This is a genomic window from Streptomyces sp. NPDC014734, from assembly GCF_043083325.1.
GTDB lineage: Bacteria > Actinomycetota > Actinomycetes > Streptomycetales > Streptomycetaceae > Streptomyces.
Window position 1 is genome coordinate 160067 of record NZ_JBIBYN010000006.1, and the last position, 21865, is coordinate 181931.

General features: G+C 72.6%; 20 protein-coding genes. 11 read left to right on the plus strand and 9 right to left on the minus strand.

What is annotated here, in order from left to right:
• Nucleotides 1–88: 88 nt before the first annotated feature.
• The 5 genes from ACF1CT_RS12810 to ACF1CT_RS12830 all read left to right on the plus strand — a co-directional run bounded on the left by ACF1CT_RS12810 (nt 89) and on the right by ACF1CT_RS12830 (nt 5380).
• Nucleotides 89–1813: a lysine--tRNA ligase gene (locus ACF1CT_RS12810; protein WP_391783824.1), complete on the plus strand. Its 1725-nt coding sequence runs from the start codon at nt 89–91 to the stop codon at nt 1811–1813.
• Entirely contained in the window at nt 1803–2792 is a 990-nt protein-coding gene (locus tag ACF1CT_RS12815; protein WP_391783825.1) for a hypothetical protein, read from the plus strand. Before ACF1CT_RS12810 ends, ACF1CT_RS12815 begins: the two co-directional genes overlap by 11 nt.
• A gap of 182 nt (nt 2793–2974) precedes the next feature.
• On the plus strand, nt 2975–3337 hold the full coding sequence (locus tag ACF1CT_RS12820) for a YybH family protein (RefSeq protein ID WP_391783826.1): 363 nt from the start codon (nt 2975–2977) through the stop codon (nt 3335–3337).
• A 1-nt stretch (nt 3338) separates the two neighbouring features.
• Nucleotides 3339–4079 carry a hypothetical protein gene (locus ACF1CT_RS12825; protein WP_391783827.1) on the plus strand — a complete coding sequence of 247 codons (741 nt, stop codon included), beginning with the start codon at nt 3339–3341 and terminating at the stop codon, nt 4077–4079.
• A complete protein-coding gene (locus ACF1CT_RS12830) occupies nt 4076–5380 on the plus strand; it encodes a phenylacetate--CoA ligase family protein (RefSeq protein WP_391783828.1) in 1305 nt (434 codons plus the stop codon). The genes ACF1CT_RS12825 and ACF1CT_RS12830 overlap by 4 nt, the downstream gene beginning before the upstream one ends.
• Nucleotides 5381–5429: 49 nt before the next feature.
• Here the strand turns inward: ACF1CT_RS12830 and ACF1CT_RS12835 are convergent, their stop codons facing one another.
• The 8 genes from ACF1CT_RS12835 to ACF1CT_RS12870 form a co-directional block, all read right to left on the minus strand.
• Complete coding sequence (locus ACF1CT_RS12835; RefSeq protein ID WP_391783829.1) at nt 5430–6476, minus strand: NAD-dependent epimerase/dehydratase family protein; 1047 nt, start codon at nt 6474–6476, stop codon at nt 5430–5432.
• Entirely contained in the window at nt 6473–8023 is a 1551-nt protein-coding gene (locus tag ACF1CT_RS12840) for a cation:proton antiporter (protein ID WP_391783830.1), read from the minus strand. Before ACF1CT_RS12840 ends, ACF1CT_RS12835 begins: the two co-directional genes overlap by 4 nt.
• 76 nt (nt 8024–8099) lie before the next feature.
• Entirely contained in the window at nt 8100–9386 is a 1287-nt protein-coding gene (locus ACF1CT_RS12845) for a hypothetical protein (protein WP_391783831.1), read from the minus strand.
• Nucleotides 9383–10690 carry a phenylacetate--CoA ligase family protein gene (locus ACF1CT_RS12850; protein WP_391783832.1) on the minus strand — a complete coding sequence of 436 codons (1308 nt, stop codon included), beginning with the start codon at nt 10688–10690 and terminating at the stop codon, nt 9383–9385. The genes ACF1CT_RS12845 and ACF1CT_RS12850 overlap by 4 nt, the downstream gene beginning before the upstream one ends.
• Before the next feature lie 29 nt (nt 10691–10719).
• The gene (locus ACF1CT_RS12855) at nt 10720–11388 is read right to left on the minus strand and encodes a hypothetical protein (RefSeq protein WP_391783833.1); all 669 of its coding nucleotides are present in this window, start codon (nt 11386–11388) and stop codon (nt 10720–10722) included.
• 41 nt (nt 11389–11429) lie between these two features.
• Nucleotides 11430–12737: an ATP-grasp domain-containing protein gene (locus ACF1CT_RS12860; protein ID WP_391783834.1), complete on the minus strand. Its 1308-nt coding sequence runs from the start codon at nt 12735–12737 to the stop codon at nt 11430–11432.
• Nucleotides 12734–13723, minus strand: coding sequence for a glycosyltransferase family 2 protein (locus ACF1CT_RS12865; RefSeq protein WP_391783835.1), 990 nt, complete (start codon nt 13721–13723; stop codon nt 12734–12736). The genes ACF1CT_RS12860 and ACF1CT_RS12865 overlap by 4 nt, the downstream gene beginning before the upstream one ends.
• 38 nt (nt 13724–13761) lie before the next feature.
• Entirely contained in the window at nt 13762–14517 is a 756-nt protein-coding gene (locus ACF1CT_RS12870; protein ID WP_391783836.1) for an ArpA protein, read from the minus strand.
• Between the two features lie 343 nt (nt 14518–14860).
• Here ACF1CT_RS12870 and ACF1CT_RS12875 point away from each other — a divergent pair, with 343 nt between their 5' ends.
• Nucleotides 14861–15844 (plus strand): UDP-glucuronic acid decarboxylase family protein, encoded by a 984-nt coding sequence (locus tag ACF1CT_RS12875; protein WP_391783837.1) that lies wholly within the window; start codon nt 14861–14863, stop codon nt 15842–15844.
• 315 nt (nt 15845–16159) lie between these two features.
• On the opposite strand, the gene ACF1CT_RS12880 is transcribed toward ACF1CT_RS12875, so the two are convergent.
• A complete protein-coding gene (locus ACF1CT_RS12880; RefSeq protein WP_391783838.1) occupies nt 16160–17164 on the minus strand; it encodes a LuxR C-terminal-related transcriptional regulator in 1005 nt (334 codons plus the stop codon).
• A gap of 92 nt (nt 17165–17256) precedes the next feature.
• Between ACF1CT_RS12880 and ACF1CT_RS12885 the strand changes: the two genes are divergently transcribed.
• The 5 genes from ACF1CT_RS12885 to ACF1CT_RS12905 all read left to right on the plus strand — a co-directional run bounded on the left by ACF1CT_RS12885 (nt 17257) and on the right by ACF1CT_RS12905 (nt 21853).
• On the plus strand, nt 17257–17604 hold the full coding sequence (locus ACF1CT_RS12885; RefSeq protein ID WP_391783839.1) for a hypothetical protein: 348 nt from the start codon (nt 17257–17259) through the stop codon (nt 17602–17604).
• Between the two features lie 406 nt (nt 17605–18010).
• The gene (locus ACF1CT_RS12890) at nt 18011–18205 is read left to right on the plus strand and encodes a hypothetical protein (RefSeq protein WP_391783840.1); all 195 of its coding nucleotides are present in this window, start codon (nt 18011–18013) and stop codon (nt 18203–18205) included.
• Nucleotides 18206–18209: 4 nt separating this feature from the next.
• Complete coding sequence (locus ACF1CT_RS12895) at nt 18210–20102, plus strand: BTAD domain-containing putative transcriptional regulator (protein WP_391783841.1); 1893 nt, start codon at nt 18210–18212, stop codon at nt 20100–20102.
• Nucleotides 20103–20195: 93 nt separating this feature from the next.
• Nucleotides 20196–20426, plus strand: coding sequence for a hypothetical protein (locus ACF1CT_RS12900; RefSeq protein WP_391783842.1), 231 nt, complete (start codon nt 20196–20198; stop codon nt 20424–20426).
• 35 nt (nt 20427–20461) lie between these two features.
• Nucleotides 20462–21853 (plus strand): UDP-glucose dehydrogenase family protein, encoded by a 1392-nt coding sequence (locus ACF1CT_RS12905; protein ID WP_391783843.1) that lies wholly within the window; start codon nt 20462–20464, stop codon nt 21851–21853.
• The last annotated feature ends 12 nt before the right edge of the window (nt 21854–21865 follow it).

Sequence of the window (21865 nt, forward strand, 5' to 3'; positions counted from 1 at the left end):
CCGTCCGACCGGCTCCGGGCGCCCGCCGCCGACAGGGGGACACAGGTCGTTATAGGGCCTTCATCGGCGCTCGCGCTGTACTGCCGTCATGCCAATGACACGACGCGCGCGGGTGCGGGGCGGGGCCGCGGCGGACGCGCCCGGCGGTGGTCTGCACGCGCAGGACCGGGCGGCCCCGCACTGGGCGCTCGACTACGCGCGGCGGCTCGCCGACCGGCACCCCGCGCACCACCGCATCCTGATCCAGACGAGCATGTCCCCGACCGGCTACTTCCACATCGGGAACTTCCGGGACACCGTCTGCGCCCATCTGGTGCACCGGGCGCTGACCGGGATGGGACGGCGCTCGGCGATCCTGCTGAGCTTCGACGACTACGACCCGGTGCGCGAGAGCCAGGCCGCCCGCGATCCCGAACTCGCCGGACACGGCGGGCGCCCGCTGGCCGTGCACCGGGAGCGCGCCACCCGGATCTGCCGCGCCTACCTCGCGGAGCTGCGGGACATGGGCATCCTGCCGGCCGACGCCGACGAGGACGGCCGGACACCGCCCGGCTCCCGGTGGGAGACGCACTACCAGTTCGAGCGCTACCGCTCGGGCGAGTACCGCGAGCGGCAGCGGCGCCTCCAGCGCGACGCGGGACGGCTGGCCCGGCTGCTCGGCAAGGAAGACGGACGCGACCTGTTCGCCGTCTACTGCCTCCAGTGCGGCCGCAACGACACCGAGATCCACGAACTGGGCGCGGCGGCGGCCCGGTACCGCTGCCACGGGTGCGGCGCCGAACTCACCGCGCGCGACCCGGCGGTCGTCAAACCGTCGTGGGCGCTCGACTGGGCCCTGCGGGTCGCCCACGAGCACATCGACTGCGAGCCCGCCGGACAGGACCACTGCAGCGCGGGCAGCACGATGGACCGCACCCGGCCCGTCTACGACCACTACCTCCGCCGTCCGCAGCCGGTCATCGTGCCGTACGGGCTGGTGCGCGGCGAGCGCGGCGGAGGCAAGGTGTCCGGCTCGCGCGGCGGCGGCCCGTACGTCCGGGACCTGCTGGCGGTCTACCCGCCGGTGCTGGTGCTGTGGCTCTACGCCCGGGGCAACTGCCTTTCCGACTTCCGGCTCGGCTTCGGGCCCGGCGCGTTCTTCGGCGCGTACGACACCTTCGACAGGTTCGCGCGTGCCGTGCCGGACCGGGAACGGGCACGCGTCCTGTGGGACCTGCTGAGCGACGAGGACCCGGCGGAACGCGCCGTGCTGCCGGGCATGCGGTCGGTGGTCGGCGCGCTCCACGCCCACGGCGGCCGGGCCGCACCGGCCCTGCGCCACCTGGAACAGCGCCACCCGCACGCGGCGGGGGAGTTCCTCGCCGAACGGGTGCGCCACGCGCAGACCTGGCTGCGCACGCACGGCCGTCACCGATACGGGGGCACCGCCGCCCCCACCCGTACCGGCCCGGCCGTCGACGCGCTCATCGACCGGCTGCGCGCCCACGACGGTCCCGGCGCCCCCCACGACGCCCGCACCCGGGAGGACTTCCGGGAGATCTACGGGGCCCTGTTCGGCACCGGACACGGGCCGCGGCTCGACACCCTCGCCGACGCCCTGACCCCCGCCGTGCTCGCCGACGCCCTGGCCGCCTACCGCGACCACGGCCGCCGCCCGCTGCGCGGTGAGCCGCTGCCGACGGACCCGGACGGGCGGCCGACGGAGCAGCAGCCGCCCGGGTCGTCGCCGCCCGGGTCGTCGCCGTCCGGGGAGTCCGGGGAGTCCGGCCCTCACGAACCCGCGCTCCAGGAGGCGGTGCCGCATGCGGGCTGAGATCTTCACCCCCGGCCGGGGCCCCGCCCCCGACGGCTGGGACGCCCTCGTCCGCTCGTCGAACGGCTGCGCCCTGTGGGAGGAGGCGTTGCTGGAGGCCGCCGCCTGGGGCAGCCTCCGGCCGGTCCACGCGGGCCTGGTCCGCGACGCCGGCGAACCGGTCGCCGCGTTCTGCGGGCTGCTCGGGCTGCTGTCCCCGTCCGGCCGGTTCGCCGCCCCGGAACGCCCCCGGCCGCCGGGCTGGTTCCAGGTCCATCTGCCGAACAGCTTCAGCAGCGGCCGCACCTACGCCGACCGGCTCGACGCCGCCGCCCGCCGCACCGCGCTGCGCGCCTTCGAACGGGCGCTTCGCCGGCACCTGGGCGCCCGCTGCCTGGGCGTCCTGCACCGGGACGTGGAGAAGGACGAACTCGCCGACACCACGGGCCGGTTCACGGTCCGCCGGAGGACGGCGCCCTGCTCGGTGCTGCACAACCGCTGGGACTCCATGGACGCCTACTTCGCGGGACTGCCGCGCACCAGGCGCCGTCGGCTCACCGCCCTGTACGAACGGGTCGGCGACGACCCCGGCCTGGTCACGGAACGGGTGGCGGCCGTCGACCCGGTCCGTGCCAGCCGCCTCGACCAGCTGACCCGGATGAAGCACACCCGCCGCCCCGGGGCGACCACCCCGCTGCTGCCCGCCTACTTCGAGAGGCTCAACACCCATCCGGGCGCCTCCTACTTCACCCACCGCGAGCGCGCGTCGGGCCGGCTGCTCTCGCTCGACCTGGTGCTGGACGTGCCGGGCGGCTGGGCCACCACGGTGACCGGTTCGGACGGGACCCGCGACCTGTACCTGGACCTGTACCTGCGCGAGATCGACCGGATGATCGGCGCCGGGGTGGGCGCGGTCCACCTGGGGCCCGGCATGCGCGGACTCAAGGAGTCCTTCGGCGCCGTCGTGGTGGAGCGGCACGCCGTCGCCGTCCCCTTCTGAGCCGTTCCGAGGCCTTCGGGCCCTTCCCCGAGCCCTTCCCCGAGCCCTTCCCCGAGTTCTTCCCCGAGTCCTTCTCGACCCGCACGACCGTGCGTGCCCCGGCCCGCACGACCACGCCCCGGCCCGTGAGGACACGCGCCGGACCGATGACGGCACCACGCCGAGAAAGCAGGACCCTCCGCATGGAGTTCACCACCGCCCTCGAACACCACCTGGCGGCCATCGACGCCCGCGACCTGGACGCGTACATGGAAACGGTCCACGACGAGGCGACCTGCATCCTGCCCGACGGGAGGACCGTGACGGGCGCCGAGGACGTCCGGGCCTTCCACCGGGACTGGTTCCGGGACCCCGACTGGACGATGGGGACCGAGCTCACCGGCTCCGTGGTGCAGGACGACACCGCGGTCGCCGTGCTCCGCGTCGACTACCGCGACCTGGACGCGGAGGGCGAGCCCTACCGGCTGTCCTACCTGCTCGGCCTGGTCTTCGCCCGCACGGACGGCCGGTGGCTGCTCGTCCACGACCAGAACACCCTCTGCTGACATGGCGGGTGGACCGCACACCTATCCACGGACCGTGCGACGCGCGGTGCGCACGGTCCCGCACTACCGGGAGCGGTACGCCGCCACCGGGACCCTGCCACCGCTCGGCCGCGCCGAGGCGGAGGAGCGGCGGCACCTGCTGATGCCGCTGGGCGCCGCGCCACCGGCCCGCCGGGAGCCCGGCCGCCCGGCGGCCGAGCACGTCGACGAGTTGTACGAGGCGCTCCGGCTGGCCGGCCACCGCACCCGCGGCCTTGACGTGTACGAGGCGGCACGGGGCCTGCGCGACCCGGTCCGGGCCCACGGCTCCACCTGGCGGACCGTGCTCACCGCCGACGCCCGCACCGACCCGTACGCGGAAGGCGGCACCCGGCCCGGCACCCTGCCCGAGGGCCCCGCGGTGGTGGTCGGTGACCCCGGCGGCACCGGCCCGCCGTGCGGCCCGGACCAGGCGCGGGTGGCCCGCACCAGCCTGGCCGAGACCGCCGCGTCCGGGCCGCTCCCCGGCGCGCTCTGGTACGAGCCGTGGCTCGGCCACCTCGGGGCGGTGCCCCCCTCCTGCGGGGAACTGCACCTCAACACCGGCCGGGTGGACGCCCGCCCGCTCGGCGACACGACCGTGCTGACCCTGCTGCGCCGACGCCTTCCCACCCTCGTCCACGCCCGCCCGGACGCGGCGGAGTCGTTCCGTCCGGGGCGCTGCCCCGTGCACGGCACCCCCATCATGCGGAGAACACCGTGACCCCAGGACTCTCACCCGTCATGAAGCTCGGCCCCGTGCTGCGCAACCTCGTGCGGACCGTACGCCTCGACCGGGCGGCCCCGGAACGGCTCGCCGAGGAGCAGCGGCGGCTGCTGGTCCGGCTGGTGCGGCACGCGCAGGCGCGGGTGCCGCGCTACCGCGAACTGATCGACCCGGCGACGGCCGCCGCCTTCCGCGGCCCGCGGGACCTGCCCTCGCTGCCGGTCCTGGACCGCACCGACCTGCACTCCTGCCCGCCCGGGGAACTCCTCGCGGCCGGGTTCACCACCGCCACCACCAAACCGGGCACCACCAGCGGCTCGTCCGGCATCCCCATCACCGTCCGCAACTCGGAGCGCGACCTGGGGTACCTGCGCGCCTCGTACCTGTACGACATGCTGGCCTCCGGTCTGCGGCCGTGGGACCGGATGGCGTACTTCCGGGTCAAGCCGTTCCTGCGCCACCCGCTGGAACGGTTCGGGCTGCTGCGCACCTTCCACATCGACACCAGCTCCACCCTGGACGAGCAGGTGGAGGCGTTCCTGGCGGCCCGGCCGACCTTCCTCGTGGGTTTCCCGCACGTGATCGCCTCCGTCGTGGACGAACTGGAGCGGCGCGGGACGCGTTACACCGGCGCGCGCCGGGTGCTGTTCGGCGGCGAGCGGCTGACACCGACCGCGCGGGCCCGGGTGCTCGGCCATCTGGGGGCGCGGTGCCACGAGGTGTACGCCTCCGTCGAGGTGTTCACGGTGGCCCGCACCTGCCGGCGCGGCTCGCTGCACCTGCGCGGCGCGGACGTGGTGGTCGAGGTGGAGCAGGACGACGGCACCGCCGTCCTCGCCGACGGCAGCCGCGAGGTGGAGGGCGAGATCCTGGTGACCCGGCTGTACAGCGAGGCGATGCCGCTGATCCGTTACCGGCTCGGCGACCGGGTCACGATCGGTCCGGCCGACTGCGGCTGCGGGCGCCGTACCCCGGTGGTGCTGCGGGTGCAGGGGCGCAGCGAGGACCGCTTCCGGGGTGCGGACGGGCGGGAGTTCTACGCCGACTTCCTCACCTACAGGGTGCAGGACTTCCCCGAGGTGGCGCGCATGCAGCTGGTGCAGGAGCGGCCCGCGCAGGTCACCGTCGCGGTGGTGCTGGCGCCGCACGCCGACGGGTCGGTGGTGGACCGGATCGCCGCGTCGGTGCGTCAGGCGGTGCCGGACTTCGACGTGACGGTCACCCCGGTGCCGTTCATCGCTCCGGAACGCAACGGCAAGATCAAGATCGTGAAGGTGCGGGCCGGAGCGGGTGGTTGAGCCCCCGGGGGCGGCGGGGCCGGGCCGCCCCCGGGATCTCGTCGGGCGCTCAGATCGAGCGGCGTTCCTCCAGGGCGGCCCGCCAGGACGGCGGCAGGTTGCGGACCACCTCGATGCCGGAGAACACGGACGGCTCCTGCGGGCCGACCTCCCGCACCCAGCGGGCCATCCGGCCGATGCCGTCCTCCAGGTCCACCGGGTGCTCGGGGACGCCGAACACCTTGTGGGCCTTGTCGTGCGTGGCGTAGGCGTCCCGCACCTCGTCGCGCTCCGGCAGGTGGTTGACGCGCAGGTCCACGCCCATCGCGTCGCAGACCGCCGCCGCGATGCGGTTGACGCTGTAGACCCGGTCGCCCCCGACGTTGAAGACCTCGTTGTACGCCTCGGGGGTCTCCACCGAGCGGGCGATGGCGGGCGCCACGTCCTTGATGTAGCTGAACGCGCGGGTCTGCTCCCCGTCGCCGAACACGGTGAACTCCTCGCCGCGCAGCGCCTGGTTCATGAAGATGCCGATGACGTTGCGGTAGCGGTCGCCGATGTTCTGGTACTCGCCGTAGACGTTGTGCGGCCGGAAGATGACGTACGGCAGCCCGAACATCCGGTGGGTCACCTGGAGTTCCTGCTCGACGGAGAACTTGGCGATGCCGTACGGGTCCTCGGGCGCGGGTACCAGGTCCTCGCTCATCGGGAGCCGGCCCGCCCCGTAAACGGCGATCGACGAGGTGAACACGAAGCACTTCACCGAGCCCGCGTTGACCGCGGCGTTGATCAGGTTGACGCTGCCGACCACGTTGTTCATGTAGTTGAAGCGCTTGATGAAGTGGCTCAGGCCCTCGGCGGCGTACGCGGCGAGGTGGAAGACGTAGTCGACGCGGTGGGCGGCGAACACGGCGTCGACCACCTCGGGGTCGCAGACGCTGCCGTGCCGGAACTCCGCCTCGGCGGGGACGTTGCCGCGCACGCCGCCGCTGAGGTCGTCGAGGACGATCACCCGGTGGCCGGCGGCGAGGAGTTCGCGCGCCACGTGGGAGCCGATGAAGCCGGCGCCGCCGGTGACGAGGGAGACGGGGGCGGTGGTGTTGCTGCCGGTGGTCATGCGGGTTCCTTCTCTCTGGGGGCGGGTTCTGGGTGCGCGGGGACGGGGGACGCCGCCCGGCCGGAGAGGCCGAGCAGGCCGAGCGCGGGTCCGGTCATCACCGTGGTGAGGACGGCCATCACGACCAGCACGGTGAACGCGTTCTGGTTGATCAGCCCGGCGTCGAGTCCGGCCCGGAGCACGACGATCTCGGTGACGCCGCGGGCGTTGAGGAGGACACCGAGCCCGAGCGAGTACCGCCAGGACAGGCCCGCGGTGCGGGCGGTGACGGCGGTTCCGGCGAGCTTGCCGGCCACCGCGGTGACGATGGCGACGGTCCCGGCCAGCAGCAGTCCGGCGTGTCCGGTGACCTGGGTGAGGTCGACGGTCATGCCGACGGACAGGAAGAACAGCGGCAGCAGCAGCCGCCGGTTGAGGGAGTCGACGCGGGTCTGCACCGCGGTCAGCGAACTGTCAGGGCGGTGCGGCAGCAGCAGACCGGCGAGGAAAGCGCCGAAGATGGAGTGGACGCCGATCAGGTCGGTGAGCCAGGCCAGCGAGAAGACGAGCAGCAGCAGGAACACCAGCCGGGCGGCGGCGGGCAGCCCCACCCGGTCCGACCACTGCTCGGCGGCCCGCACCAGCGGGCGTCCCAGCAGCAGCACCGCTGCCGCGACGGCGGCGGCCAGCAGCACCGTGCCGCCCGCGCCCCAGACGCTGCCCGCCCCGGCCACGGCCATCGCGGTGGCCAGGGCTCCCCAGGCGATGACGTCGCAGGCCGCTGCGCAGGTCATCGCCATGGTGCCGAGCGGGTGCCGGGACAGGCCCGACTCCTGCACGATCCGGGCGAGCACCGGGAACGCGGTGATGCTCATCGCCGTGCCGAGGAAGATCGCGAACGGCAGGAACCCGACGTGCCCGGCGGCGAACTCCCGGTAGACCAGCCCCGAGGACAGCACCCCCAGGACGAACGGGATGATCATGCTGCCCTGGCTGACCGCCCCCACCACGCGCCCGCTGCGGCGCAGTTGGGAGGGGTCGAACTCGGATCCGACGGAGAACATGAAGAGGATCAGGCCGACCTGGGCGAGCAGGTTCAGCACCGGCGCGGCGCTCTCCGGGAAGAACAGTTCCTTCGAGACCGGGAGGAACGCCCCCAGGCAGGACGGGCCGAGCAGCAGACCGGCGGCTATCTCGCCGACGACCGGTGGCTGGCCGATCCGGCGGGCGAGCGCGCCGCCCGCCGCGGCGACGGCGGCGACGGCGGCGAGCGCGGCCACCACCCGCAGCAGCGTCTCACTGGCGCGGGCGGCCTCGGCCGGAGGTGTCGCGGCGGCGCCCGCCGGGAGGTCGTCGGGCACCCCGACACCGAGACCGAGCACGGCGAAGAGCGCGCCCAGGGCGAGGACGGAGATCAGCAGCGGGTAGACGACGCCCCGCCAGGCGGGCCGCCCGTCCGCGCGAGGGCCGTCGGCGGTACGGGAAGCGGCGGTACGGGCTTCGGTGGCACGGGCATCGGCGGGACGGTCGTCGGCAGGGCCGCGGCCGGTCCGGGGACGGTCGTTCATCGGGTGGGCTCCCCCAGGTGGGTCGGGTTTGCGCGGGGCGCGATGGTCACGGGCCGGTGGTCACGGGGCGCGGTGGTCACGGGGCCGGGGCGGCGGCCGGTCTCGCGCCGGCCCCCAGCAGCAGACGGGCGGCCAGGGCGTGGGCGATCTCCCCGGTCACGAGCGCGGTGACCGCGCCGAGCGCGCCGAGCGCGGGCACCAGCACCAGGCCGAGGAGGACCGCGCAGACGAGCCCGGCCACCGATCCGGCGGCGGTGACCCGCAGGGTGCGCGCGGTGGCGTTCTCCAGCAGGTAGTTGACGCTGCCGACCGCGAAGAACAGCGGTACGCACAGGACATACAGGAGCAGGACGGCGACCGGCGGCGACACCAGGCCGCTCCGTTCGGCGTGGTGGGTGAGCAGGAGCGCGAGCGCGGTCCACACCGTTCCGGTCACCGCGATCTGGGGAAGCCGCCGTGCCACCCGGCGGTCGAGCAGATCGGCCTCCACGGTGCGCAGGGTCAGCGACACATGGGGCTGGAAGAGCCGCATGAGGTAGCCGAAGCCGTTCAGCAGGACGGACGAGGCGAGCACCATCAGGTAGAGGTGACCGCTCTGCGCGTGGTGGCGGGAGGCGCCGAGCAGGGCGAAGAGCAGGCTGAGCGTGCCGGAGGCGGCGACGTCCCCGGCCGCCATGAGCAGGGAGGTGGAGACGGCGGGTACGGCCACCCGGCGGCGCACCGGCCGGGCGGCGGCCCGGTACAGCGCGGGCAACTGCGCCAGGTTGAGCACGGCGGTCCCGCCCAGGAGCCAGCCGATGAAGAACACCGGACCACGGTCGAACAGGGCCGTGAGGGCGGTCCCGGTGACGACGGTCAGCGACAGGGCCGCGAAGTTGGCGATGTCGGCACGGTTGCGGCCCAGCGCCCGGCACAGCCCGACCAGGACGGTGTTCAGGCCGAGCAGGGAGGCGTACAGGCCGGCCAGCAGCATCGCCATCCGGTGGTCGTCGGCCGCCACGAACGCCGTCGCGCAGCCCAGCCACAGCACGACCGCTCCGGTGAGGGCCAGTGCGCAGGCGAGGAAGACGCTGATCAGCTGGCCGCCGGTGCGCCGGGCCCGGGGGACCAGCTTCAGGGCGGACTTCTCGATGCCGAGGGAGGTGATCGTGGTGAGGACCTGGGCGGTGCCCATGGCCCCGGCGTAGTGCGCGTAGGGGCCCTGGCCCCAGCTCGCCAGGAGGACGGTGTTCGCGCCGAGCAGGGCGAGCCGGAACGCGGCGCGTCCGGCGAGCAGCGAGGTCAGCAGGCCGGTGGTGGGCCGCCGCGGGACGGCCCCGCCCGCCTGCCGGTCCCGTGCCGGGGCCGGGGCGTCGGCCGTCATGGGGCGTCGGCCGGCACCGGCCCGGGTGCCACCGCCTCGGAGGTCACGAAACGGCCCTTGCCGCCCGCGGTGATCTCGATCCGGTCGGCCTTCACGACGCGCAGCGGGAACGCGCACTCGGCCACGGTGTGCAGCCGCTCGGCCACCGCCGCGCACAGTGCGGCCCAGGCGTCGTCGTCCATGGCCCCGGCCGGGACCACGTCGAGCCGGACGGCGCCCGCGCGGTCCTGGTGGACGGAGCACTCGGCGATGCCGGGGAACGTCGCCGCCAGGTGCAGGAAGGTGTCCGGGTAGAGGTGACGCCCGGTGGGCAGCAGGACCGAGTCGTTGACCCGGCCGACGGTGAGCCGCAGGGTGCGAAAGCGCCGCCCGCACCGGCAGGGCCGGGTCTCGATCCTGCCGATGTCCCCGAGGTCGTAACGGATCAGCGGCATCGCGCGCTCCATGAACGCGGTCACCACCACCCGCCCCTCGGAGCCGTCCGGCAGCGGCCGGTCCCGCTCGTCGAGGATCTCCACCAGCAGGCGGTCCTCGGCGAGGTGGGCCCGGCCGTACGCGCACTCGTAGGCGATGTTGAGCACCTCGAACGCCGAGTACTCGTCGCGCACCGGCACCCCGAACTCCTTCTCGAACAGCGCCCGGTGGGCGTCGACGAGAAGTTCGGACTCGGTCATGACCAGCCGCAGGGTGCGGCGCAGCACGGCGAGTTCGGCCGGGGTCAGGGCCCGGAGCAGGGCACGCAGGTGCACCGGGTAGCCGATGATCACCTGGGGCCGCTCGGCGAGGAGTTCGGCCTTGATGTCGTCCATCGCGCGGTCGGTGAGCAGGACGTGCCGCCGGAACAGCTTGGCCTTCTCGAAGCCGCGCGAGGGCGGCGCGAAGGGCCGGATGTGCGAGAGCCGGTCGGTCGGCAGGTAGCGGCGGGTCGCCAGGAAGCGGCGCACGCAGGCGGCCATGTGGTAGTCGTGGCTGCGCCGGTCGTGCACCACGGTGATCCGGCGCCCGGTGGATCCGCTGGTGCGGAAGGTGGGCAGGGAGCCGGGGGTCACACCGTCGGCGAGGAAGTCCTCCAGGGGCCTGGCGCGCAGGACCTCCTTGTCCAGGACCGGGAGCCGGGCCGTGTCGGCGAGGGTGCGCAGCGGTCCGGTGCGGTGGTCCGGGTGGTCGCGGTAGTACGGCACCCGGGTGCGCGCGTGCGCCAGCATCGCGTTGAACTGGGCCAGTTGGCGGCGGCGCAGCGAGCCCCGGGTGCCGTACTGGCGGAGATACGTGACGGGCACGTACCAGGCCTCTCGGAGGAACATCGTCGTCGTCTCCTCGTCGCGGCCGGCCGTCAGCCGGCCTCGGGGACCCGGGTGCCGGGGCGGCGGAGGATCCGGGTGACCGGGGCGAACCAGCGGGTGGGCGCGAACAGCACGAACGCGACGAGCACCAGGTGGGTGATGATGAAGGCGTACGCCTCGTACTTGCTGGGGGCGTGGCCGATGAAGACCGTCATGTGGGAGGCCCAGGTCCACACCTCGGGGATGGTCTGCCACTGCGGGTCGGTGTGGTCGTTGACGGTGAGGTAGGCGAAGTCCTCGACGCCGGAGAGCATCAGCAGGATCATCGCGTAGGACAGCCGGCGCACCAGGTGGGAGGCGCCGCCGCCGACGCGGAACGAGAAGACGAGGCTCAGCACCAGGAACGGTGTCAGCGTCAGGATGTAGTAGTAGAGCTCGGGGTGGACCTCGGCGACGAAGAAGATCTTCGGCACGAAGTAGACGAAGTAGAGCAGGAAGCACAGCGGTATCGCCAGGTGCAGGTGGATCTTCCTGGCCCATGCCGGGTCGAGCTGGGCGACGGCCTCGGTGGCGAGGATGAACGGCACGAGTTTGAACAGCAGGATGCCGAGGTTCTTGACCTCGCGGTCGTGCGGCAGGACGAACCACACGATGCCCGCGAAGACGGCGGCGAGCGCGAAGAGGATGAGGAAGGGCGCGTTGCGCCGGACGGTGTTCACGGGGTCTTCTCCGTAAGGAGTTCGGGGCCGACGGACGGTGTTCACGGGGTTTTCTCCGTGAGGAGTTCGGGGCCGACGGGCAGGTCGTGCGGGGATTTCTCCGTGAGGAGTTCGGGGCCGACGGGCGGGATGCGCGGGGCGCGGGGCGGGTCGGGCTCCACGCCGAAGCGGAGCAGGGCCTCGGCCCGGGCCCGCGCCTCACGGAGTTCGGTGTGGCTGTCCGCGACGAGCAGGAGGTAGCCGAGCTTGTGGCCCGCCTGGGTGTAGCGGTGGACCCGGCTGCCGGACTTCGCGAAGATCTGGAGTTCGACGGTCTGCGGCAGGGCGCGGACCGCGTCGGCGCCCTCGACGGTGCGCAGGATGCCGTCGGTGTCGCTGGTGAGGATGCGCAGGGCGGTCTTCTTGTTGTGGCGGGGCGTCAGGTCGAAGTCCTCGCCCAGCGCGAGGTGCAGCGCGGCCTCGTAGGTGTTGATGCCGTAGGCGTGCTTGACCAGCAACGGCATGCCGTTGCCGCCGAGCCGGGCGCCCATCTCGATGAAGCGGATCTCCTCGGTGCGGTCGTCGACCACGAAGTCGAAGTTGACCGGCCCGTCGATGTGCCCGAGCTCCCCGCAGATGTCCATGATCAGTGAGCGGAGCCGGATCTCGGTGGCGGGCGGCAGTTCGGCGGGCACCGTGTGCCCGGTGGTGATCATCCGGGGGGCGCCGGTGGTGGTGCGCTCGGTCACGGCGACGGTGCCGAGCCTGGAGCCGCGCAGGAACGCCTCGGCGGACAGGTGCCGGCCGAGCAGCATCTCCTCGATGATCACCCGGCCGGAGAAGGAGTGGCGCCGCGCCTCGTCCAGCGCCGCGGGCAGGGCCCGGGGGTCGGCGACGACCTGGACGCCCTTGCTGCCGGAGGAGTCGCTGGGTTTGACGATGACGGGCAGCGGCAGTCCGGCGGCGGCCCGTTCCAGTTCGTCCGGGTCCGCGGACTGGACGTGGCGGTAGGTGGGCAGGCCGAGCCGTTCCAGGACGGAGTGGAAGTAGCCCTTGTCGACGGAGGCCCGGACCGCGTCCGGGGCCGGCTGGTGCGGGGTCCCCAGGATGCGGCTCAGCTCCGCGACGGACTCCTGCGCCGCGTCGCTGGCCGGTGAGATCACCGCCGCGACGTCGAGGTGGCCGACCATGGCGGCGATCCGCCGCGGGTCCCGGGTGGTCATGCACAGGAACAGGTCGGCGGCGGTCGCGCCGAGCGCCTCGGGACGCTGGTCGACGCCGACGACGCCGTAGCCGAGGCGGCGGGCCTCGTGGTAGGCGGGCAGCTGGTCCTCGCCCCCGCCGAGCACGAGGACATGGGGCTTGTTCATGGCAGATTCCCTGTCTGCAGCACCGTTCCGGGGGTCGCCCGGCCGGTGGACTCGTGTCGGTACGCGTAGAGGTCGTCGCCCGGTCGTACGGGGATGTTGGCCTCGCGGATCTGGTAGCGGGGCAGGCCGGCGCTGCCGCGCATGATGCGCACCAGGTAGCGGGCGAACAGCGCGAGCGTGCCGAGGCCGACGGCGTGCAGGACCACGGACACCGCGGTGAGGAGCCGGGTGTCGCCGTGACCGAGCAGGAGCGCCGCCGCCGAGGCGGCGGCACCGGCCGCCGCCAGGTAGACGAGGACGAGCGGCCGGTACGAGAAGCCGACGAACAGGTCGATCGCGTGCCCGAACAGTTTGCCCAGCGACCACTTGCCCCGGCCCGCGCTCCGCGCGGAGTGCGCGGTCTCCACCGTGGTGTACCGCGCCCCGATCAGCGGCAGCGTGGCGATGAAGTACGGCGTGCTGACCTTGCACTCGGCGACCTTGCGGGCCACCGAGGTGCGCACCACCCGGAACACCGAGGCGTGGACGGGCAGTTCGATGCCCAGGACCCGGGTGGCGATGGCCTGGTGGCCCCGGGTGCCGAGCCGCCGGTGCCACGGGTCCTGGCGGGCCCTGCGGACCGCGAAGACGGCGTCGTACCCGCCCTCGGCGGCCCGTTGCGCGAGCTTGTGGAGTTCGGCGGGCGGGGACTGGAGGTCGGCGTCGAGCTGGACCGTCCATTCCTTCGAGGCATAGGCGAATCCGGCGGTGAACGCGGATTCGAGGCCGAAATTCCGGGCGAACGAGAGGTAGCTGACGCGCGCATCCGATTCGGCTATCCGCTTGATGATCTCAAGGGTGCGGTCGGTGCTTCCGTCGTCGACGAAGAGGATCTCGGAATCCTCGTACCGGTATATCTCCTCCCTGATTTCCAGGTATGCCTGCTCTATGCACTCCTCCTCGTTGTAACAGGGCACCATCGCGGTGATCGAAAGCGTGGCAGGCATCCTGGCCATCATTCTCTGCTCTCGTTATTTCGGGCCTCCTAGTCGAACATCGCGTTCATGGTCTCGTGCGTGGCGGTCTTCGACAGGTCGGCGTTGCTCGCCCAGCAGGTGTTGAGGATGATGCGGGTCTTGTCGGCGTTCAGCGGGACCGTGCGGTGCAGGGTGGTGTCCGAACGCAGGAAGTACAGGTCCCCCTTGGCGTGCCCGTAGGAGCGGATCGGGTGCTCCTGGAGGTACTCCTCGACGCGCGGGTCGTCCTTGTTCCAGTCGGTGTGCGGAATGGCCTGGAGCATGCCGCCGAACTCCAGGGACGGGGCCTCGATCAGCCAGATGACCGTGAAGCCGAAGTCGCCCCAGTGCCAGCCGTGGGTGTCACCCTTCTGGTGCTGGCGGGTGATGATGTACTTCTCCTCGTCCCACGGGCAGTCCAGCACTTCTTCCTTGGCCAGGCGGGACAGGAAGCCCTTGAGCGCGGGGGACTCGTAGACGGCGGGGATCAGCGAGCCGTCCGTGGCGATCGCCTTCTGGCCCACCGTCGACATGTAGCGCGGCGAGTCCCCGGTCTCCTTGAGACGGATGTCGATGCGCTTCTGGTGGGCGTCGATCAGCCGGTGCGTCTCGTCGGCGACCGCGGCGAAGATCTCCTCGGAGACCAGACCGGGGAGCTTCACGTAGCCCTCGCGGCGGAAGTGCTGGGAGAGCTTGAGGACCTCGTGGTCGTTGCTGAAGCGCTCCGAGATGTTCTTCGCGATCAGCTCTTCCACGTTGGCCGCGGTGATGGCGTTCTCCGTCATGGCGTGCGACTCCTCCACTGTGCTGCTGCCGGAACACTGCTGCCGGAATTCAGGGAACGGCCCCTTCGGCGGGGCCCCTTCCGGCGCTGTTGACACATTGGATTCTGCTCGGAGGAATGCCGCCGCCGGTAGTGTTCCGCTCACCGATTCGGCGTGAACAAATCCCGCCCGCCCTCCGGCATGAGGAACTCATACCGCATGTGAGATCTTCATGCCGGGGCGATGGATGAGAAACACACCCTTGCGGGGAGTGGTTTACTCCTGACACATTCCAATGCGCCCCGGGGATCGTCCTGACATTCCTGTGCGGGTACGCCATGCGATTCCAGGGAGGGAATGAAAAATGGCCAGGACAGCTGTAGTGGCCGGTGGGGCGGGTTTTCTCGGCTCGCACCTGTGCGAGCGACTGCTCGCGGACGGCTGGGGTGTCGTCTGCGTCGACAACTTCAGCACCGGTGATCCGCGGAACGTGGCCCACCTCGCCGACGACGGCGGGTTCCGGCTGATCGAGGCGGACGTCAGCGAGGGGCCGCTCACCGTCGAGGGCGAGGTGGCGGCCGTGCTGAACCTCGCCTCGCCCGCCTCACCCGTCGACTACCTCGAACTGCCCCTGGAAACCCTGCGGGTGGGATCCGAGGGAACCCGTCACCTGCTGGACCTCGCCCGTGCCGCGGGCGCCCGGTTCGTGCTCGCCTCCACCTCGGAGACGTACGGCGACCCGCTGGTGCACCCGCAGCCCGAGAGCTACTGGGGCAACGTCAACCCGGTCGGGCCCCGCTCCGTCTACGACGAGGCCAAGCGGTACGCCGAGGCGCTCACCATGGCCTACCGGCGCACCCACGGCGTCGACACCGGCATCGTCCGCATCTTCAACACCTACGGGCCCCGGATGCGGGCCAACGACGGCCGTGCCGTGCCCACGTTCATCCGGCAGGCGCTCGCCGGGGAGCCGATCACGGTGGCCGGCGACGGTTCGCAGACCCGGTCGCTGTGCTACGTCTCCGATCTGGTCGACGGACTTGTGCGGATGGCCGGCCACACCCTCGCCGGACCGGTCAACCTCGGTAACCAGGAGGAGATTTCGGTTCTCCGGCTCGCCGAGTGGATCCGTGAACTCACGGCGTCCGCCTCCGGTATCGTGCAGGTGCCCCGGCCCGTGGACGACCCATCCGTCCGACGCCCGGACACCACCAGGGCTCACGAGGACCTGGGCTGGCAGCCGCAGGTCGGTACCGCGCGCGGTCTGGCCGAGACCGTCGCATGGTTCCGCGACCGGCCGCAGGGCGGGCACGCGCACCTGCAACTGGCCGGTGCAGAGGATTTGTAGGGCACATCGGCACCCTGGACGGGCAGTCGCGCAACGAGGGGAATCTCCGTGTCGGCCCAGGACCTGGGGAGCGTTTCGAAAGTCCCGCCCGACCGGAAGCCCCCGGCGCCGCCGCCCGGACGCCGGGGCCCACTCCCGGTCCCGGTCCCGGTTCCGGGGTGGCCGGTCCTGGACCCTGCTCCGGTTCCGGTCCCGGTCCCGGTTTCGGGGTGGCCGGTCCTGGATCCTGCTCCGGTTCCGGTCCCGGTCCCGGTTTCGGGGTGGCCGGTCCTGGATCCTGCTCCGGTCCCGGCCCCGCCCCCCGGCCGGGCGGTGTCACTGCCGGGACGCTCCCCGGATGTCGAGCCAGCCCCGGCCCGCGGCGAGAACGCCCGCCTCGAATCGACTGCGGGCGCCCAGCCGTTGCATCAGGTCGGCGGTGATGCGCCGGGTGGTCCGCACCGACACCCCCAGCTGGCGGGCGATCGCCTCGTCCGTCATCCCCTGGGCGAGCAGTTCGAGCACGGTCCGCTCCGGGGGCAGCAACGGATCGTCGTCGTCGCGGATCACGGTCTCGCCCAGCGAGCGGGCCTGCTGCCAGGTGTGCTCGAAGAACGCCAGCAGCGCGGCCACCGCCCCCGTGCCGTGCAGCACCAGCGCGCCGAGGTCGGCGGCGGCCGGATCGACCGGCACGATCGCCGTGCGGCGGTCGTAGATGAGCATTCGCGAGGGCAGCCGGGGCACGGTCCGCACCTGACCGCCCCGTTCGGCGAGCCAGTTGACGTAATCCCGGGTCGCCGGCGAATTGGCCGCGCTGTCGAGGAACACATACCGAAGCCGGACGCCGCGGGCGGTGGTCTCCCGGTCCAGCGGCCGGGCGGCTGCCAGACTCTCCGCGTTCTGCCCGCCCCCCGGCACGAAGGCCGCCACCTCGGTGGTGCAGGTGTTCGCGAGATGCTCGATCTTCGACTGGATCTGGTCCAGCGTCCCGAGCTTCTGCACCTCGGTGGCCACCTGTCCGCCCGAAGCGCGGATATCGGCCAACATCCGGGTCATGGCGAGCCGGCTCGCGCTGATCTGACGCTGCCGTTCGAGGACTTCCTCCTCCTGGCTCATGAGCAGCGCGGTCAGTCCCAGCTCCGGATCGACGGGCCGGCCCGGACCGCCGTTAGCCGACGGCCGCACGAGCGACAGCGCGGCCAGCCGGTCCAGCGCAGCACGGAATCGTTGCTCCGTCCAGCCCAACTGCTCAGCCAGACCGGAAATGCCCCCCGTACCGCCCGCGAGCATCGCGCGGTACACCGCTTCCTCATCCGGACCGAGGCCCAGTTGACGCAGCATCTATCCCTCCCCCAAAGGCAGAAGCCTCACAATCCGCACACATCACCCACCTGGATGGGCTGTGCGACCGATGTGAGCCCACACCATATTCGATGGCTGAAAGTTCACACGAGATCCAGGGAATCAGCCGTCACATCTGCGGGGCGATCGTCGTGTACCTCGTGAACATTCACGCCGACCCCCCGCTGCACCGTTCACCGGACGAGGTGAGTGCCGAACTCTGGGCGGCGGTACGTTCCGGCCACCGGGTGGAGCACATCTACACCCGGCCGCCGGTGGCCGACGCGGCGGTGCTCTTCCTGGCCCAGCCCACCCTTGCCGACGCGGAACACGCCGCGGACGACGTCCTGTCGCGGTGCGCGGCCCGCTTCGTACGGGGTTCCACCGTCCCGCTGACCATGCTGGTGGAACTGCTCTCCCACGAGAGCAACCACGGGTGACCCCGTCGGCGGCGACAGCCCCGCCGCGTCGGTGGCCCGGCAGTCCGCTCCGCCACATGGACGGTCCGGCCGTGACAGCCCCACCGCATGGACGGCCCGGCCGGCCGACTCCGCGGCATCGGCGGTCCGGCCGTCCGCTCCTGTCCGAGTCCTGCTCCTGTCCGAGTCCCACTCCTGTCCGAGTCCCGCTCCTGTCCGAGTCCTGCCATTGCAACTCCCTGACAGGGGCGGACCCTGGGCAGTGCCTCATCCGTCGAGCAGAGTGATCTCACCGGCCGGGGGCGCCGCGCCACAGAGGCGAAGCGCCGCCGCGGACCCTTCGTACGACCGAGCGAGGGGCCGCCGCGCCGGAGAGGGAGACCGCTCACGGGACCGGAACCGGCCCCGTGCACACCTGGGGGACACGATGAAGCTTCCGTACGCAACCACCTGCAAGGCCCTGCTCACCGCCACGCTGGCCGTCGTCGCCGTCCACGCGGGCGTCGCCGCCCAGGCCGCAGACGGACGCCACGACCGGGCGGCCACCGCGGCAGGCCAGGCCCCCGGTCAGCACCTCCGGGAGAGCCACGACCGTCAGGACAGCAACATCTGGGGCCCGTGACCCCGTGGCCGCGACGGAAATCCTGCACCTGAACCTGCTCGGGCCGGTGGAGGCCCACCGCGACGGCGCCCCCCTCAACCTGGGGGGTGCCAAGCCCAGAACGGTCCTGGCCGCCCTGCTGATCGCCCGGGGCCGGGTCGTCGCCGACACCGAACTCACCGCGTTGCTATGGGGCGACCGTCCCCCCGCCACCTGCTCCGCCCAGATCCACACGTACGCCTCCCGGGTGCGCCGGCTGCTCGGCGCCGGGATCGATGTGGAGCGCCGCCGCCCCGGCTACCTCGTCCGGTTGCCGGAGCACGGGGTCCACGTCGACCTGCTCGCCTTCCGGGAACGGGCGGCGCACGGCGCCGCCGCGCTGGACGCGGGCGACCCGCGGACCGCGGCCGACGCCCTGCGCCACGCCCTCGCCTGCTGGCGGGGCGAGGCGCTGGGCGGGGTCTGCGAACCACTCGTCGACGTCGAGCGCGCCCGGCTGGAGGAAGAGCGACTTGTCGTGCTCGAACAGCGGATGGACGCCGACCTGGAACTCGGACGGCACACCGAACTCATCCCCGAGCTCATCGCGACCATCGCCGCCCACCCGCTCCGCGAGGGGCTGCGGGCCAGGCTCATGACCGCGCTGTACCGGGCAGGTCGGCAGGCCGACGCGCTGGCCGCCTACCGGGCCGCCCGCGCCACGCTCGCCGAGGAACTCGGGCTCGACCCCTGCGCCGAACTCCAGCGACTGCACCAGGCGCTGCTCACCGGGCACCCGTCCCTGCACCCGCGCCCCGCCCGGGCAACGGCGTCCGCCACCGCCGCCCCCACCGTCGCCCCGCCCCCGCCCGCCGAACTCCCGCCCGCACCCACCGACTTCGTCGGACGCGAACAGGAGGTGATGCGACTGAGCACGGCCCTGAGCGACCACCGGCCACGCGGCGGCGAACCCGCCGTGCACACCGTGACCGGCATGGTCGGCGTCGGCAAGTCGGCAGTGGCACTGCGGACCGCGCACCGGGTCAGACACCGCTACCCGGACGGTCAGGTCCACCTCGACCTGCGCGGATCCGGACCGGAACCGCTCGACCCCGCGGTCGCGCTCGCCGAACTGCTGAGGCTGCTCGGCACACCCCCCGGCCGGATCCCGGCCGGGCTCGACGACCGCGTACGGACCTACCGCACCCGGATCGCCGACCGGCGGCTGCTGCTCGTCCTCGACGACGCGGCCGACGAACGCCAACTGCGCCCGCTGCTTCCGGTCACCGAGGGCTGCGCGGCTCTGATCACCAGCCGCAACGCGCTGTACGCCCTCGACGGCGTCGGCCGCACCCCGCTGAACCCGCTGCCCACGGCCGATGCCCACGAACTGTTCGGCATGCTGGCGGGGCGCTCCCGCACCGCTGCCGAACCCCGGGCCACTGCCGACGTCGTGGAGATGTGCGCGGGGCTGCCGCTGGCGCTGCGCATCGCCGGACTGCGGGCCGGCGCACGCCCGCTGTGGCCCCTCGCGAAGCTCGCCGACCGGCTGACCGCACCCCACCGCACACTTGCCGAACTCGACCTTGCCGACCTGTCGTTGCGCGAAAGCCTGATGGCCGGCTACCGCCTGCTCGCCCCGCCGAGCCGACGCGCTCTGCGGTTCCAGTCGGCGCTGGGACCGCACCCCGTACCCCCGGGCACCACCGCCCGCGCCCTGGGCGTACCCCCGGAACGGGCCGAGGACCTGCTCGCCGGCCTCGCCGAGGCGCACTGGACCGAGCCGGTCGATCTCGGCGGCGGGCCCGGCTACCGACTGCACCCCCTCGTCCGGCGCTTCGCCCGCGACCTGCTGGCCCGCGAGGAGGGCGGCGTCCCGCTGCCCCTCCCGCTGCCCCGACGCCTGCCCGCCCCGACACATGCCGGCCACGCCAACTGACGTCCCCGTTCCGCCACGCGCACCGACCCGAGCCGACCCGCGGCCGCCGCTGTTCGTCTGGCGGCACCGACCGAGATGAGGCACAGTCCCGGCATGCCCGCACCCTCTGGATTCAGTTACGAGAACCGCGCCGACGGCACCGTCGTCATCACGCACCGCGGCCGGAAGGCCACCACCCTGCGCGGCGACCGCGCCGCCCGGTTCGTCGAAGAGGTGGCCGCCGGAGACGAACAGGCCGTCATGGCCCGCTGGACCGGCTCCTACAAGTTCGGCAACGAACGCACCGCCCGCAACCATCCGAGAAACCAACGACGCCGTGGCTGACGTCACGGGCGTCGGCCGAAGGACACCCACCCTCCATGACTGACACCGCAGCCCTGCCCTCCGCCCCCCTCCCTTCCGCATCGCTTCCCCGTCCCCATTCCCCTGCCCTTCCCCTTCCTCTTCCCCATTCGCCCCGGCGGGTCGCCGTGTTCGGCGCGGGCTACATCGGCCTGGTCACCGGGGCCTGTTTCGCCGAACTCGGCCACCGGGTGGTGGTACGTGACATCCAGCCCGAGCGGATCGACCTGCTGCGCTCCGGCGACGTCCCGTTCTTCGAGCCCGGCCTCGGCGACCTGATCCTCCGGAACAAGGAACGGCTCTCGTTCACCCTCGACGTGCACGAGGCAGTACGGGACGCCGAAGTGGTGTACGTGTGTGTGGACACCCCGCCCACGGCATCCGGCGACGCCGACCTCTCCCGGGTCTGGGCCGTTGTCGACGCGCTCAAGGACACCGCCTCGCACCTCGTCGCGGTCGTGGTCAAGAGCACGGTGCCGGTCGGCACCGGGGACCGGGTGCGAGTCGCCCTCGACGAGGCAGGGCTGCACCACGTCGGCTACGCCTCGAACCCCGAGTTCACCGCCGAGGGAAGCGCGGTGGACGACTTCCTGCGCCCCGACCGGGTGGTGATCGGCGCCTTTGACGAGGCCACGGCCCGCTGGGTGGAGGGGCTCTACGCGGGAGTCGACGGGCCGGTCGAGACCATGGACGTCGCATCGGCCGAGATGGTCAAACTCGCCGCCAACGCCCTGCTCGCCACCAAGATCACCTTCATCAACGAGATCGCGACCGTGTGCGAGGCGACCGGGGCGGACATCGAACACGTCGCCCGCGCGATCGGCCGCGACCACCGGCTCGGCCCGTACTTCCTGAACGCCGGTCTCGGCTACGGCGGTTCCTGCTTCCCGAAGGACTCACGCGCTCTGCGGGCGATGGCCAGCAACTCCGGCTACCCCTTCCAGCTCCTCAACGCCGTCATCGAGGTCAACGAACTCCAGCCCCGGCGCGCCATCCAGCGGCTGAAGTCCGAACTCGGCGGCCTGCGGGGCCGCCGGGTCGCCCTGCTCGGCCTCACGTTCAAGCCCGGCACGGACGACATGCGCGAGGCCCCCAGTGCCGTCATCGCCTCCCGCCTCCTCGCCGAGGGCGCGGAGGTCACCTGCTGGGACCCGATGGCCCGTCCCGGCCCGGTCCAGCCCTGGTCCTCGACCACCCGTCACGACACCGTGGACGACGCCGTGTCGGACGCCGACGCCGCCGTACTCGTCACCGAATGGCCCGAACTCGTGGACGTCGACTGGCCCGCCGCCGCCCGCCGCATGCGCCACCCGCTGTTCTTCGACGGCCGCAACCTGCTGGAGTCCACGGCGATGCTGGACGCGGGCTTCACGTACATGAGCGTGGGCCGCGCGACCCGCCACCGGTAGGACGGGCAGCGG

What these genes read in the sequence shown, in the direction of transcription:
- ACF1CT_RS12810 (WP_391783824.1), top strand. Translation starts at nt 89, where the DNA reads ATGCCAATGACACGACGCGCGCGGGTGCGGGGCGGGGCCGCGGCGGAC.
- ACF1CT_RS12815 (WP_391783825.1), top strand. Translation starts at nt 1,803, where the DNA reads ATGCGGGCTGAGATCTTCACCCCCGGCCGGGGCCCCGCCCCCGACGGC.
- ACF1CT_RS12820 (WP_391783826.1), top strand. Translation starts at nt 2,975, where the DNA reads ATGGAGTTCACCACCGCCCTCGAACACCACCTGGCGGCCATCGACGCC.
- ACF1CT_RS12825 (WP_391783827.1), top strand. Translation starts at nt 3,339, where the DNA reads ATGGCGGGTGGACCGCACACCTATCCACGGACCGTGCGACGCGCGGTG.
- ACF1CT_RS12835 (WP_391783829.1), bottom strand. Translation starts at nt 6,476, where the DNA reads ATGACCACCGGCAGCAACACCACCGCCCCCGTCTCCCTCGTCACCGGC.
- ACF1CT_RS12840 (WP_391783830.1), bottom strand. Translation starts at nt 8,023, where the DNA reads ATGAACGACCGTCCCCGGACCGGCCGCGGCCCTGCCGACGACCGTCCC.
- ACF1CT_RS12845 (WP_391783831.1), bottom strand. Translation starts at nt 9,386, where the DNA reads ATGACGGCCGACGCCCCGGCCCCGGCACGGGACCGGCAGGCGGGCGGG.
- ACF1CT_RS12850 (WP_391783832.1), bottom strand. Translation starts at nt 10,690, where the DNA reads ATGTTCCTCCGAGAGGCCTGGTACGTGCCCGTCACGTATCTCCGCCAG.
- ACF1CT_RS12860 (WP_391783834.1), bottom strand. Translation starts at nt 12,737, where the DNA reads ATGAACAAGCCCCATGTCCTCGTGCTCGGCGGGGGCGAGGACCAGCTG.
- ACF1CT_RS12865 (WP_391783835.1), bottom strand. Translation starts at nt 13,723, where the DNA reads ATGCCTGCCACGCTTTCGATCACCGCGATGGTGCCCTGTTACAACGAG.
- ACF1CT_RS12870 (WP_391783836.1), bottom strand. Translation starts at nt 14,517, where the DNA reads ATGACGGAGAACGCCATCACCGCGGCCAACGTGGAAGAGCTGATCGCG.
- ACF1CT_RS12875 (WP_391783837.1), top strand. Translation starts at nt 14,861, where the DNA reads ATGGCCAGGACAGCTGTAGTGGCCGGTGGGGCGGGTTTTCTCGGCTCG.
- ACF1CT_RS12880 (WP_391783838.1), bottom strand. Translation starts at nt 17,164, where the DNA reads ATGCTGCGTCAACTGGGCCTCGGTCCGGATGAGGAAGCGGTGTACCGC.
- ACF1CT_RS12885 (WP_391783839.1), top strand. Translation starts at nt 17,257, where the DNA reads ATGGCTGAAAGTTCACACGAGATCCAGGGAATCAGCCGTCACATCTGC.
- ACF1CT_RS12890 (WP_391783840.1), top strand. Translation starts at nt 18,011, where the DNA reads ATGAAGCTTCCGTACGCAACCACCTGCAAGGCCCTGCTCACCGCCACG.
- ACF1CT_RS12900 (WP_391783842.1), top strand. Translation starts at nt 20,196, where the DNA reads ATGCCCGCACCCTCTGGATTCAGTTACGAGAACCGCGCCGACGGCACC.
- ACF1CT_RS12905 (WP_391783843.1), top strand. Translation starts at nt 20,462, where the DNA reads ATGACTGACACCGCAGCCCTGCCCTCCGCCCCCCTCCCTTCCGCATCG.